General features: G+C 71.3%; 14 protein-coding genes. 6 read left to right on the top strand and 8 right to left on the bottom strand.

Features of this window, described 5'->3' with window-relative positions:
• Positions 1–301 precede the first annotated feature (301 nt).
• The 3 genes from WMF17_RS34855 to WMF17_RS34845 all read left to right on the top strand — a co-directional run bounded on the left by WMF17_RS34855 (position 302) and on the right by WMF17_RS34845 (position 2,994).
• Positions 302–850, top strand: a complete 549-nt coding sequence (locus tag WMF17_RS34855; RefSeq protein ID WP_437645312.1) for a hypothetical protein — start codon at positions 302–304, stop codon at positions 848–850.
• Positions 847–1,839 (top strand): hypothetical protein, encoded by a 993-nt coding sequence (locus WMF17_RS34850; RefSeq protein ID WP_437645311.1) that lies wholly within the window; start codon positions 847–849, stop codon positions 1,837–1,839. Before WMF17_RS34855 ends, WMF17_RS34850 begins: the two co-directional genes overlap by 4 nt.
• A 219-nt stretch (positions 1,840–2,058) precedes the next feature.
• Positions 2,059–2,994, top strand: a complete 936-nt coding sequence (locus tag WMF17_RS34845; protein ID WP_437645309.1) for a hypothetical protein — start codon at positions 2,059–2,061, stop codon at positions 2,992–2,994.
• A gap of 31 nt (positions 2,995–3,025) precedes the next feature.
• Here the strand turns inward: WMF17_RS34845 and WMF17_RS34840 are convergent, their stop codons facing one another.
• From WMF17_RS34840 to WMF17_RS34815, 6 genes are all read right to left on the bottom strand, one after another.
• Positions 3,026–3,376, bottom strand: coding sequence for a 4Fe-4S binding protein (locus tag WMF17_RS34840; protein WP_437645307.1), 351 nt, complete (start codon positions 3,374–3,376; stop codon positions 3,026–3,028).
• 34 nt (positions 3,377–3,410) lie between these two features.
• Positions 3,411–4,001, bottom strand: a complete 591-nt coding sequence (locus WMF17_RS34835; protein WP_437597640.1) for a hypothetical protein — start codon at positions 3,999–4,001, stop codon at positions 3,411–3,413.
• Positions 4,002–4,071: 70 nt separating this feature from the next.
• Complete coding sequence (locus tag WMF17_RS34830; protein WP_437645306.1) at positions 4,072–4,470, bottom strand: hypothetical protein; 399 nt, start codon at positions 4,468–4,470, stop codon at positions 4,072–4,074.
• A 5-nt stretch (positions 4,471–4,475) separates the two neighbouring features.
• Positions 4,476–5,591: an ACR3 family arsenite efflux transporter gene (arsB, locus tag WMF17_RS34825; protein WP_437645304.1), complete on the bottom strand. Its 1,116-nt coding sequence runs from the start codon at positions 5,589–5,591 to the stop codon at positions 4,476–4,478.
• A 221-nt stretch (positions 5,592–5,812) separates the two neighbouring features.
• Entirely contained in the window at positions 5,813–6,160 is a 348-nt protein-coding gene (locus WMF17_RS34820) for an ArsR/SmtB family transcription factor (protein WP_437575279.1), read from the bottom strand.
• 113 nt (positions 6,161–6,273) lie between these two features.
• On the bottom strand, positions 6,274–7,347 hold the full coding sequence (locus WMF17_RS34815; protein ID WP_437597636.1) for an STAS domain-containing protein: 1,074 nt from the start codon (positions 7,345–7,347) through the stop codon (positions 6,274–6,276).
• A gap of 434 nt (positions 7,348–7,781) precedes the next feature.
• Here WMF17_RS34815 and WMF17_RS34810 point away from each other — a divergent pair, with 434 nt between their 5' ends.
• Both WMF17_RS34810 and WMF17_RS34805 read left to right on the top strand, forming a co-directional pair.
• Entirely contained in the window at positions 7,782–9,401 is a 1,620-nt protein-coding gene (locus tag WMF17_RS34810) for an MYXO-CTERM sorting domain-containing protein (RefSeq protein ID WP_437645302.1), read from the top strand.
• 209 nt (positions 9,402–9,610) lie between these two features.
• A complete protein-coding gene (locus tag WMF17_RS34805) occupies positions 9,611–10,396 on the top strand; it encodes a hypothetical protein (protein WP_437645300.1) in 786 nt (261 codons plus the stop codon).
• A gap of 52 nt (positions 10,397–10,448) precedes the next feature.
• Here the strand turns inward: WMF17_RS34805 and WMF17_RS34800 are convergent, their stop codons facing one another.
• A complete protein-coding gene (locus WMF17_RS34800) occupies positions 10,449–11,150 on the bottom strand; it encodes a Mut7-C RNAse domain-containing protein (protein ID WP_437597633.1) in 702 nt (233 codons plus the stop codon).
• A gap of 18 nt (positions 11,151–11,168) precedes the next feature.
• Between WMF17_RS34800 and WMF17_RS34795 the strand changes: the two genes are divergently transcribed.
• Complete coding sequence (locus tag WMF17_RS34795; protein WP_437645298.1) at positions 11,169–12,188, top strand: matrixin family metalloprotease; 1,020 nt, start codon at positions 11,169–11,171, stop codon at positions 12,186–12,188.
• Between the two features lie 51 nt (positions 12,189–12,239).
• Here the strand turns inward: WMF17_RS34795 and WMF17_RS34790 are convergent, their stop codons facing one another.
• Positions 12,240–13,067: a hypothetical protein gene (locus WMF17_RS34790; RefSeq protein WP_437645296.1), complete on the bottom strand. Its 828-nt coding sequence runs from the start codon at positions 13,065–13,067 to the stop codon at positions 12,240–12,242.
• Positions 13,068–13,329 lie beyond the last annotated feature (262 nt).

The raw sequence follows: 13,329 nt of genomic DNA, 5'->3' as shown, positions 1-13,329 counted from the left end.
CCGGGCGACTCCGGGCTTCACACAGCCACAAGGCGACCGGCGATCGCCAACACCCCGTCTGGGCCGCCCGAGGCGGCCGGCACGCCGGCACGCACGCTCGAGCAAGACCGAGATCGAGCGCTGGCGCGCGTCTGTCCCTGGCTGTCCACCCTCGCTGATAGAATTCAGTAATATCTGGCGCGGCAAACGTGCTCTGTCGAGCGCCGGAGCGCGAGGGACGCGCGATGGCGGGCTCCGCTCGTCTACGGTGCATGGATGAGAATCCCGACCTGGTTGACTCTGGGGCTCCTGTGCGCGGCGTGTGGCGACGACGGCGATCCGTCCGGCCTGGGACGCGGACATCGAGGGCGCGCCGTTCGTCGCGAAGCTCACGGAGAGCGGGACCGCCGAGTGGGTGATCACGCCGGAGCCGAGCGGCACGATGTACGGCCTCGCGCCCGACGTGGCCGGCGGCGCCTACGCGGCGGGTCGCTACGACGATGGCGTCACCCTCGACTACACCCCGTTCGCGCTGCACGCGAGCGCGTCCTCGGAGGAGACGGCGCTCCAGCGCTACGCGTCGAGCGCCGGCTCCTCCGAGGGCATGGCGCTCACCTCCGGCGGCACGCTCTGGGTCGCGGGCCTCTTCCGCGGTTCCATCGACGTCGGGTCGGGTCGGGTCGCGTCGCCGAGCACGAGCGGATTCGTCCTCCGCATCCCGCGTCGCTGCGCTTCCTTCACGGCGACAGCGCGCTGCGTCCGCGCTCGGCGTGCTGCGCTGCGCAAGCGCGGCCCCCGCGCGCCAGCACGATATCGCCTGCGAGACCTGTTGCGCTCGCCTTGCCGGCGTCTAGAATCCACAGTGCCATGATAAAATTCTTGTACCATTCAAGTTTCATCGTCGTTGGGCTCACCCTTGCTCTCGGCGTCGCGGCCTGTGGAAGCGACGACCCGGCGGGCGACCGCCCCGCGGGCGACAGCGGCACGGGCGGGGCGAGCACGGGGTCGGGCGGCGGGGCGGACACGGGGTCGGGCGGCGGGGCGAGCACGGCGTCAGGGGGCGGGGCGAGCACGGCGTCAGGGGGCGATCCCGATCCCGATCCCGCGGACGCGCGGACCTTCGACCACCGGCACGCGACGCTCGACGGCATCCCGGCGAGCTGCATCGATGCGCTCAAGTCGGCTGACTTCGTCTTCCATTATGCCCATCGCTCGCACGGCTACCAGATCATCGTCGGCGCCGAGAGCCTCGAGGCAAACTCTCCCGCCTACGGCTTCGAGACGGAGTATTGCGGCGTCCCGGCGGAGACCGGCGTCTTTCGGATGTGGGACGGGATGATCGACAACAACCTCGTCGTGGGCGACCAGTACTGGGGGAGCGATGCCGGGGTCGACGAGCTGCGCACCATCCTCAGCGAGCACCCGGAGATCCGGTACACGATGTGGGCATGGTCGTCCGAGATCTCCGAGCAGACCGAGGAGGACGTGCAGCGCTACCTCGACGTGCTCGACGCGCTCGGGCAGGAGTTCCCGGAGGTGACCTTCATCTACATGACCGGGCCAGGGGACGAGGAGTACAACGGCGTGAACCGCGCGAAGCGCAACCAGCAGATCCGCGACTTCTCCCGGGAGCACGGAAAAATCCTCTATGATTTCGAGGACCTCGACGTTCACTGGAACGGCGAGCGGCACACCGCGGAGGTGGAAGGCGTCGAGATACCGATGCAGCACCCGCGCTTCGACGTGGAGACGTCCGGCAACGCGGAGTACGAGCACACCCACACGACGCAGGGCAGCTGCGAGAGCAAGGCCATGGCCTTCTGGCGCATGATGGCCGAGCTCGAGGGGTGCGCGCAGTAGCCCCGGGCCGCGCGCGGGCGCGCGCGGCCGCGGGGATCACCCCACGAGCCTCTGTCTTTCCTGTCGGTTGAGTCCCGGTTTCGGGCGGACGACTCTGCTGGATCGCGTCGCTCGCGCCTTGCGGGCCGCCTCGCGCCCGTGCTACTCGCATCTCGCACGGGCACGCATCCCCGCGCTTCCGGCGCGGGGCGCCGCCTGGCAGCCGATCGGAGGCGGGCCATGGACAGCGCGATACCGCTCGGGAAGAAGCAGATCATCGACGGCCAGCTGCGGGTCTACTATCACGGCTACTGGATCAAGGCGTACGAGGCGCCGGCCGACACGCTGCTCGCGAAGAAGCGCCTCATCGAGGCGCTGACGCGGCGCCTGTTCAACCATGTCGAGCACGGCATCAACGTGCCCGGGAAGCGGCTGGACGAGGCGCGGCGCGCCTTCGAGTCCGAGCCCGACCCGCAGCGCAAGCGCGTCAAGGGCGCCATGCTCGCCGGCGCGATCTTCAATCGCGCGGCGGATATCTTCACCAAGCTCGTCGAGATCCAGGAGCTCGGCGTCACCATCGAGCCCGACAACGCCCTCATGCGCGAGTGCGGAGAGCACCTCCTCGAGGCGCTGACCCTCGGGAAGATGGTGCTCCACCGCAGCGGGGAGGAGGGGCTCGACGAGCTCTGGGGAGAGCCGTTCAAGGCCTTCTCCTTCCCGATCGACGCGTTCTACAACAGCCGGTACGTGAAGATCGCACAGAGCATGAGGGCGATCGACGGCATTCGCGACGAGATGCTCGCCACCTTCGCGGGCCTGCCGATGTTCACCGGGCTGGACCGCCTGGCCTGCGAGCTCGCGCACGCGGCCAAGGTGAAGTGCGAGACGCTGCGCACCGACCCCGAGATCTTCGAGGTCTGGACGTCGTTCGTCGTGTCGGCGGAGAAGCTCGCCGCCTTCCAGCCGCTGCTCGGCCCGGACGCCTCGCCCGCCGAGCGGGAGCAGGCGGCCCGGGGCGTCGAGCTGATCGTCCGCGGCAAGAACGTGATCTCGTACATCACGCGCGCGCGTGTGCCGATGCCCAAGACCACGAGCGAGCTCATGGAGCGGTGCGCGCGGTACCGCGCCGCGTACGGCGCCGCGCCGGCGTCCGGGGCCGCGCGCAGCGTCGCCTGAGCCCGGCCGGGCGCCCGGGCCATGGGACCGGCTACCCCGCTCCGCGCGCCGGGACGAGCTGGATCGCCTTCTCCGGGCAGGCGACGACGCAGAGGCCGCACGCCTGACACCGCGCCGCGTCCGGCGTCATCGCCGTCTTCCGGCCGTGGACGAGCGATTTGAGCTTTCCGCGCAGCGAGAGGGCCTCGAAATCGGCGCTCGTGATGCGGGCGACCTCGAAGACTCGATAGGGGCACACCTCGACGCAATCGCCCTTCGCCTCGCACCGGTTCCGGTCCACCACGGGACGGAAGGCGCCGGGCTCGGCCCGGCACTGCTCTCCCGGCCTGTCCGGGCGCGAGGCCGCGCGCCGCGCCTTCTCCTTGTTCAACGACTCTGCCATCTGCGTGTCTCCCACCGTCGCCCGCGCGGGGCGCTCAAAAGCAGCTCGATCGGGCCTCGAAGCGCGCCGCGTAGTTCGCCCCGAGGTCGCTGTCCCACAGGCCGTGGGACTCGGCGGCCACCTCGATGTCCCAGGCGTTCATGTGGCCGTGCTCATCGTAGGCCCACAGGAAGAGAGCCTCCTCGACCGCGGTCGGCTCATTGCAGACCCAGGTGCCGCTCGATCCCGGCGGGAGCGGCGCGCCGCCGCAGAGGCGCAGGCCCGCGTCGTCGGGCGGCGGCGAGCACCACGCGCAGTCGCGGGGCGCGTTGCTGGCGAGGACGTAGGCGTCGCCGTGCGCGCCCGCGCTCGCCGGGAGGAACGCGTCGCTGCCGTTCAGCCGGACGTAGAGGTTGATCTCGTGATCCGGGTAATAGGCGCGCAGGTAGCCGCGATAGGCCACGGTGAGCTTCGCGGCGTCGCTCCGCACCGGATCCTGGATGAGCTCGAACGGGCCGGTGTGCACCGTCGCCGTGGGCCCGCAGTGATCGTAGCTGGGCGGGTAGTTCGAGGCGGCGGCCTCGCGGGGGACGGCGGAGAGCGCGAGCGAGAGCGGGAGCGCAGCGGCGAGCGTCTTGCGGAACATGCGTGGACCTCCGAGGCGTGTCGGCGCCGGGGCGGCGCGCAGCGCTGTCGCGCGGGCCCGGCCAAGGGGGCTACCAGCTCCACCCACGCCGGTCAACGCGGCCCGGGCAGATGACCGCCGTCGCCGCGCGCGCCGGCCACGGTCGCGTTCCCGGTAGCCCAGAGCGGCGCGATCTGTGATGCGACCAACGTCGCCGCGCCGGCCCCACGAGCTGCGCGAGCACCCGTGCTCCCGCGCTTCTCCAAGGCTGCCCGCCCATCGCGGATGCGATGAGCGTGTGGTGCGTCGTCAGGTCGACCCCGACCTCGCGCATCACCTCGATCGCGTACGGGTTCACCTTCGACGGCTCACTCCCCGCGCTCTGCACGGCGATGCGCGAGCCGAAGAGCTTGCGAGCGAGGCCCTCGGCCATCTGGCTGCGTGCCGAATTGGCGACGCAAAGAAAGAGGATCGTCTTGCCGGTGTTCATCGTGGTCAGGCCTTGCTCTCGGGAGTGCTCGGGCCGGCGCACGCGGGCGGCGCGACCTCGAGCGGGGTGTCGGGGAAGAAGCGCCTCCGCGCCCACAGGGCGACGCTCACGAGGCCGATGAGGACGGGCACCTCGACGAGAGGACCGATGACCGCCGCGAACGCCGCGCCACTGTGAATGCCGAAGCTCGCGATCGCGACAGCGATGGCCAGCTCGAAGTTGTTCGACGCAGCCGTGAACGAGAGCGTCGCCGACTGCTTGTAGTCCGCGCCGACGCGCTTGCTCATGAAGAACGACGCCGCGAACATCAGCACGAAGTAGATGAGCAGCGGCACCGCGATGCGAAGGACGTCGAGCGGCAGCTGCACGATGGTCTCGCCCTTCAGCGAGAACATCACCACGATGGTGAACAGCAGGGAGACGAGCGTGATGGGGCCGATGCGAGGCACGAACGCCTTCTCGTACCAGTCACGCCCCTTCGCGCGCACGAGCACCCGTCGCGTGAGGAACCCGGCGGCGAAGGGCACGCCGAGGTAGATGGCCACGCTCGTCGCGATCTCGCCGATGCTGATGTTCACGACGGCTCCCTCGAGTCCGAGCCAGGTCGGCAGGAGCGTGGCGAAGAAGTACGCGTAGACCGAGAAGAACAGGACCTGGAAGATCGAGTTGAAGGCCACGAGCCCGGCGCAGTACTCGGTGTCGCCCTTGGCGAGATCGTTCCAGACGATGACCATCGCGATGCAGCGCGCGAGCCCGATGAGGATGAGGCCGAGCATGTACTCGGGCTTGTCGCGCAGGAACACCACCGCGAGCCCGAACATCAGCAGCGGGCCAATGATCCAGTTCTGGACCAGCGACAGCGTGAGCACCCGCTTGTTGCGGAAGACCTTGCCGAGCTCCTCGTAGCGGACCTTGGCGAGCGGCGGGTACATCATCAGGATCAGCCCGGCCGCGATAGGAATCGACGTCGTGCCGACGCTCATGTCGTTGAGCGCAGTCGTGAAGCCGGGCGCGCGGAAGCCGAGGGCGACGCCCAGGCCCATCGCGAGGAAGATCCAGAGCGTCAGGTAGCGGTCGAGGAAGGAGAGCTTGCCGAGCAGGCCGGCGTTCGCGTGGGTCATGCGAGTTCAGTTCCTTGTGGTCGTGCGAGGCGTCCGTACCCGACTGCGCTGTCATGGCGCTGCCTCCGCGCTCACCTGGCCGGGCTCAGCGAAGAGAGCGAGCCGGGCTTGTGACGCCGGTGGAACAGCACATGGCGGGGTCGAACACGCGGAGGGTCACGGGCATGGGAACTTCATTTCGTTAATCGTCGATAAACGATAATCTGGACGTGCGACGGCCATCAGAGCCCCCCGACGAGGGCCTTCAGACGCCGGAGCGCCCGGGGCTCGATGCAGTAACAGACGCGGGGGCCGTCGACGTCGCCGCGGATGAGGCCGGCCTCCTTGAGCACCTTCAGGTGCTGCGAGACCGTCGACTGCGCGAGCGGCAGCTCGTCCACGATGTCGCCGCAGACGCACGCGTTCTTCCGGATCAGGATGCGCACGATCTTCACGCGCGCCGGGTGTCCGAGCGCCTTCGACAGGCTGGCCAGCTCCTCGTCGGCCTCGTCGCCCTCGATCGGCCGGAGGTCTACCTGCTCGCGCGCAGGCGGACAGCAGCGGTCGGTCGCCTCTGGCGTCGTTCTCATCGTAATATGACGATAGGAGAGGATGCGCCCTCTGTCAATCGGCGGATTTCACCCCTGGTCGTCGCGGTGTCGAGGTCGCTTCTTCAGGAGGGGGATCGCGCAGGGACCCACCGTCACCCGAGGCGGGATACAGCCCCGGAGCCCGCGGCCATGCACGCCTTGAGGCCCTCCTGGAGGTTGCGCAGCGTCACGATCCGCTCGAGGTCCATGCCCAGCGACACGACGGTCTGCGCCACCGCGGGTCGGATGCCGGTCACCACCACACGGGCGCCGAGGAGCTCCACCGCGCGCACGATGCGGATCAGGTGATCGGCCGTGCCCGTATCCACCGCATCGACCGCGGTCAGATCCAGGATGACATGGCGCGTCTGGCTGTCGACGATCGCGCCGAGCAGCCGCTCCATCATCGCGGACGCGCGCTGGCTGTCGAGCCCCCCCATGACAGGGACGGTGAGCACGCCGTCCCACACCTGGATGATCGGCGCCACCATCGCGCAGAGCGCCGACTCCTGCTGCTCGATGAGCTGCAGCTTCTCGCGCAGCGCGAGCTCGGTCCGCTCCCGCTCGGCGACCTCCTTCTTGAGCGTGGCCAGCGCGACCGCGAGATCCGTGCTCGTGGCCTGATCCGTCTCGCGGAACGCTGCCAGCCGCGCCTCGACGGTCTCGTGGGTCGGACGGACCAGGAACTCGTCGTACTCCGCGCCCTTCGCCGCGAACGCGGTCTGCTCGGCCCAGCAGGGGACCCCGAACAGGCGCTCGGTGATGCCGGCCAGCTTGCCGGCTGTCATCGAGCTCCCCCAGCTGACCTCCAGCGCGCGCTGGTAGATCGACTCCCAGTTGTTGAAGGTGCGATACCGGGCCTCACGGCGCTCACGGTCCAGCGCGACGATGTCCCACCGGCCCCACCCGGCCGGCCTGGCGATCTCGTTGAGCCGGCGGAAGCCCTCCTCGAAGCTCGGCTGTGTGCTGATGATGGACCAGTCACCGTCGACGCTCTGCCGTCCCCCGAGCTGGAGACACAGATTGAAGCGGTCGACCCCCACCATCGCCACCATGCCCGACATCAGACCGGCCACCGAGCTCGGGATCCACATGCTCAGGGTGGGCATTCCGGCCCACTGATTGATGCCGTTCTCCAGGTCCCATTCGATGTCGAAGCCAGCGATTGTTATTCGGGGATTTGTCATGGGCTCACGGGGCGGTCTGATCTGGCTCGGAGACGAGGCGCCGCTTGCGTTGCGATCCGTCGCCGCAGGTGCTCCTTGCCTCAGGCGCGCCGGAGCGGCAAGCACGAGCGTGACCGCGCATCGCGTATCCGCCCCGAGAGCGCTCCGAGCGCGTGCCGGCTGATGTCCTGAACCTGGCGACAGGATGTGCCCGCCGGAGGCGAGCCGCGGGCCACAGCGAGCTGGGCCGGTTCGCGGCGACCTGGGTCGGGCCGCGCCGGGTCGCGCAACTCGGGTCGCGATCGCTGAGCCGCGGTTCACGCCGAGGTGCGCCGAGGAAACGACGTTGCAGGCGGGCGCCCGACACTTGGCTCATCTGCTGTCATCGAATGTTTCCGTTGACGCTGGGGCGCGCGTTTCTGTATCACCGTGTGATGAAGTACGCTTCGATTCTCTTGGGGGCTCTCTCACTCGGCCTCTCGTCGCTCTCCGCGAGCGCGCTGGTCACGCAGCCGAACGGCGCCGTGATGCCGCGGGACTCGATGAATCGCGAGGTCCAGCTCTATACGCTGTTCGCCGATCGGGGAGAGGCGATCGACTACCAGGCTGATGGGAACACCACGCCGTCCACCTTCTCGCCGCTCTGCGGCTTCACGGCGGAGCTCGTGCTCACCCAGACAGGGGCTCGGCTCGGGGTCGGCTGGTACAACGTCGACCCGGCCGCCCCGGCGCCGCCGGCGCTCGCGGACATCCACGAGATCGTCCCCGCCGGCGCCCCCGTCGGCACCCTCGTCACCGCGGCGGATATCCGGAGCGATCCCGCCTATGCGGGCGGGCAGATCGGCTTCGCGCTCATCGGCTCGCAGATTCATTACTCCGAGCAGCGGTGGAATCAGGTGTGCACGGGCTGCGCCACGCCCGGCCCCTGGGTCACCGCGGTCATCTATACCTCGGTGGTCACGCCGAACGCGTTCTACGTTGCCTTCGAGGACGGCAGCGTCGGCCCGAACCCCGACGACTTCAACAACGACGGCGACTACAACGATTACGTCTACTTCTTCAGCGGCCTCACCTGCACCGGCGGCGGCGAGCCGTGCGAGACCGGGCTGCCCGGCGTGTGCGCGCCGGGGTTGACCCAGTGCGCGGCGGACGGGCTCACCTGCCAGGGGCTCGTGCCCTCATCGCAGGAGGCCTGTGATGGGCTCGACAACGACTGCAACGGCACGACCGACGAGGGCGAGCTCTGCCCGACGGATCAGGTCTGCGACCGGGGCGTGTGCGTGCAGGCGTGCGGCAGGGGCGAGTTCGGGTGTCCGCCGGAGAAGGCGTGCAATGCCGCGGGGTTCTGCGTCGATCCAGCCTGCGCCGAGGTCGCCTGCGACGCGGGGCAGGTGTGCGTCGGCGGGGCGTGCCGGGCGCCTTGCGATGGAGTGCTGTGCCCCTTCCCGGCGGTGTGCCGGGTCGGGGTCTGTGTCGATCCGTGCAGCAATGTGACCTGCGAGAGCGGCGCGGTCTGCGACGGCGGCGTGTGCAAGCCGAGCTGTCCCTGCACGCCGTGCCCGGGCGGAAGCGCGTGCGAGGAGGCGAGCGGGCTTTGCAGAGAGCCGGCCTGCGTCGACGTCGCGTGTCCGCCCGGCCAGCGCTGCGACGCCGGGGCCTGCGTGGACGCGTGCGCCGGCGCGGTGTGCCCGAGCGGGCAGACCTGCGCCGGCGGCGCCTGCGTGGACGACCCGAGCACGACAGCGGGCAGCGGGGCCGGCGACTCGACGGGCGTGGGCCTGGACGTCGGCGCGGGCGGCGGCGCCACGGGTCCGGCCGGCAGCGTCGGCGCGGGTGGCAGCGGCGGTGCCGGCGGCGGCTCCGGCGGGGCCGGCGGGGCCGGCGCGGATGGCGCCGGCGCGGACGGCGGCTGCGGCTGCCGCGTGGCCGGCGCGCAGGGCTCGCTCGGGGCGCCGCTCGCGGCGATCGCGCTCGTGCTGGCCGGCGCGCTCCGCCGGCGGCGGCGCGGCAACACCTCGGCGAAGGGCCAGGAAGGGGCCCGGGACCACGCCCGGGCACCCGCCGTCACGGATTGAAATACGGATCGTTCGCCATGCGCGCGAAGGCGTCCAGCGACTCGGTCGAGACCCCACGGCGACCAGTCGCCGTTCATCTCGGCGCCGAAGTCCACGAAGAACTTCTTGTCGACTTCCACGATGCGCTCTCGGGCCTCACTGCACCGTCCACGGCGCAGTAACCTCAGGTGGAGCTCCTCTCCGGCAACCGGTCATGGCATAGTGCGCGCATGAATCGTCGATTGCTTGGCTCAGCTCTCTTCGCACTCCTCCTCGCTGCCTGCGGCGACGATACCGAGGCGCCGCCCGGGAGCGGCGGTGCGGGCGGCGCGGGCGGCGAGGGCGGCGCGGGCGGCGAGGGCGCAAGCTCGACGGGGGGCGGCGGGGGCGGGGCGCCGGTGGTCTGCGGGGGGAGCGCGGGAGCGACCTGCGGCGAGACGGAGTACTGCGATACCCGCGAGACGGCTGGCGACGCGTGCCCCGGAGAGGCGCAGGGCGTGTGCGTCCCCCGGCCGAGCCTCGGGGACTGTCCCGAGGACTGCCCGGGGGTCTGCGGGTGCGATCAGCGCGTCTATTGCAATGCGTGCCTGGCGCACGCGGCCGGGATGAACGCGTCGGAGGATACGTCCTGCGCCAGCGCGGACTACGTGATCGGCGCGCACGATAGCGTTTACGTGCACCACGCCGATCTGGAGGCGAACCGCTGCCTGACGCTCTACCTCGCCTGGCCGACCGAGAGCCCTCCGCGCTTTGCGGCCGTCGAGCTCCCGGAGCTCTGGGCCTTGCTCAGCGTGTCGCTCACCGGGGAGATGCGCGACTGCACGCAGCCGCGCACGCCGGACGCCGACGGGCTCCACGAGGTGACCGGCGCCGCCGGCACCATGTCGTGGGAGTCCGAGCCGGCCACCGGCATCCCGTGCATCATCGACATGGACATCACCGCCACGCTCGACGGGGAGCCCGAGACCGAGCGCTTCGAGGCGACCGGCGTGGTCGTCGACAACACGTGCCTGTAGCGTGCGCCGGCCGGGCCGCCGAGCCGTTCGGGCGGGGGGAGACGCTCGACCTTCAGGTTGAGCTGCGCTGTCGACGTGCCGCGATCGACATCGCAGCGGGGGGCTCGGCGCCCGCGCCGGCCGCGGCCGCGGCCACGCCGGCGGCGATGCCCTCCCAGTGGCTGCCCTTCCACAGGACCTTGTCGCAGCGCTCGCAGCGCCAGAACTCGTCGTAGCGATCCGCCACCATCCCGGGCACCGCGCCGCGCACCGTGTCCTTCGGCGCGGCCGCGAGCGCGCCGCCGCACGCCATGCACCGCGGATCCCGCACGCGCAGCCCGAGCTCCCGCAGCACGAAGCCCGCCTGCTCCATCGGCCGCAGCCCGCGGGGCACGTACAGCCCGCGCACGGCCGCCGTGCGCAGGGGGCGCCGCTCGAACACCCCCGCGTCGGAGCTCAGCAGCACCCGGCCGGTCTGCAGCGCGAGCCGCACGAGATCGCCGTCGTCGATCCCGTGCTCGAACGTCGCGTCGTACCCCGCGCCGCGCAGCCAGCGCGACAGGCCGCCGAGCATCGCGTCGCACAGGAAGCTCGGCGCCGCCGCCCCGCCCTGGGCCGGATCCTCCCGGTCCTGGGCCGGATCCTCGCCGCCGCCCGCCTCACCCACGAGCTCGCCCCATGGGCTCAGGATGGCGCCGGGCCCGCGGGCGGCAAGGGCGCCGCCGCGAAATCCCCACGCCCCCGTCGCGGGCTGGTACCGTCGCCGTACGGTCAAGCGATCGTGGAGGAGTCGATGTCGACGAAGAGTGCGAGGTGCCTTTGCGCGGCTGCCGCGTTCGCCGCGCTGGCGAGCGCGCAGCAGGCCTCGGCCTACTGCCGCTCGAACACCTGCAAGGTCTCGGATCTCTGCCTGCAGGACGACCTGCCGGTCGGCTATTGCAAGCCGCTCCGCTGGCCGGGCAGCTGCATCGGCTTCAGCATCCAGGAGGACGCGTCGAGCGAGATCTCCTACCAGGAGATCTCCGACGTGCTCGATGCCGCGTTCAGGACATGGCAGGAGGCGCCCTGCGACGGGGGAACCCCCGGCTTCCGCGTGCAGAACCTCGGGCCCGTGAGCTGCGGCGCGGTGGAGCTGAACGCGAGGGACGGCAAGACCCGGGTCGTCGACGGGCTCGTGCCGGGCAACGCCAACGTGGTCGCCTTCCGCGACCTGGACTGGCTCGCGGCCGCGGGGCACAGGAGCGAGATGCTCGCGCTCACGACGGTGCAGTTCGACAAGAACACAGGTGATCTCTGGGGCGCCGACATGGAGATCAACACCCATCTCTACGACTTCACCGTCGATGACGACTCCGCGGCGCCGAGGGAGGACCTCCTCGCCATCGTCACGCACGAGGCCGGGCATTTCCTGGGCCTCGACCACTCCCAGGCCGGCCCGGAGGCGACCATGCACGAGCGGTACGATCGGTCGGATCCGATGAACTTCCGGACGCTGCACGCGGACGACATCGCGGGCATCTGCCAGATCTACCCCCCGCGGGATCTCTCCACGTCGGAGTGCAACCCCATCCCTCCCCACGGGTTCTCGCCGGAGTGCGCGGCGGACCAGCAGATCACCTGCGGCATGGCGCCGCCCGCCGCCCGCCGCCCGGGCTCAGGCTCGGGGTGGCTCGCCGCGCTCGCCGCCGTCGCGATCGGCGCCGCCGCCCGGCTCCGCGCCGGCGCGCGCGGCCGGCGCGAGGAGCCCCGGCGGGGGCGCTCCGCCGGCGGCCCCGGCGCCGCGCCGCCGGGGCCGCGGCGGGAGAGCGCGTAGGCGACCCCCGCTCCAGCGTCCGCTTCCCGGGAGCGCGGTCACCTCGCCGGTCTACGCTGCCCTGGGGCGCTCCACGCGGAGCTCGGTCCAGGGCGAGGTCTGCTCGGCCAGGGTGCGGTAGGCGAGCGCGGCGGCGCCGACGAAGAGCACCGCGAGCGCCGCCGGGCCGACGCCGATGTCGCCGGCCGGGCCGAGGGCGCCGAAGACGCTCGCGTGGAACGCCCGGAAGAGGCCGAGGTGCAGCGCCGTGAGCGCCGCGCCGAGCGAGAGCGCCCAGGCGCGGTGGAAGCGCGCGCGCCGGGCGTGGTGCGCGATGACCGTCTCCGAGGAGACGCAGAGGCTGCCGTACGTGGGCGCCCGGAGCACCCAGGCCTGCGCGGCGTCGCGGTACCCTTTGCCGGCGGCGCTCGCGTCGACCTCGCGGCGCACCGAGCCGGCGATGTAGATCGCGTCGCCCGGGCGGACCTCGGACAGGTAGACGGGCACGCCGCCGCGGCGCGCCGGGACGAAGGTGGTGTCGAGGTTCAGCCGGCTGCACACCGGCTCGACGCGCACGGCGGCGCCCGAGGGGAGCCGGAGCGAGAACGCGCGCGCCCGGGTGTGCCACGCGCCCGGCGCGGCGCCGGCCCGGCCGCTGCACGGGATCTCGACCGCGATCACCGCGTCGTCCGGCGCGGCGTCCTCCGCGACGACCTCGCCGCGGAGGAGGGCGAACCCCTCGCGCATCGCGCCGGGCGAGGCCGAAGGGCTCCGCGCGTACGCGGCGATCTGCGAGCGCCGCTGGTGGTGGAGGCAGCGCCCGATCGCGATCGCGACGGCGGCGCCCAGCACCACCCCGGCGACGCCGTAAACGATGAGGAGACTCGCGACGAACCCCATCGCGGCAGATTAAACGTGCGACCCCGGGGCGTCGAGGTGGGCTGTTCGGTGCGCTGTTCGGTGCGCTGGTCGGGCGCCCCGCGCGCCTGCCGCTGGTTGGCATGCGCACGATTCCGACGGGCTCGGCGCGGGGGCCTTGCACGTCGCCGATACCGTCCGCGGCGAACTGGTCGAGGCGCCATCGCTCGACTCGTTCGCGGCTCAAGTCGTCCTCATGGCCAGCTTCGTTGCATCTTCCGCTATCCGGCCCATCGAGATCCGC

The organism is Sorangium sp. So ce362, assembly GCF_051519845.1.
Classification (GTDB): Bacteria; Myxococcota_A; Polyangia; order Polyangiales; family Polyangiaceae; genus Sorangium.
The sequence above is the reverse complement of the archived record's forward strand: the minus strand, read 5'-3'. Positions and strand labels throughout refer to the sequence as shown.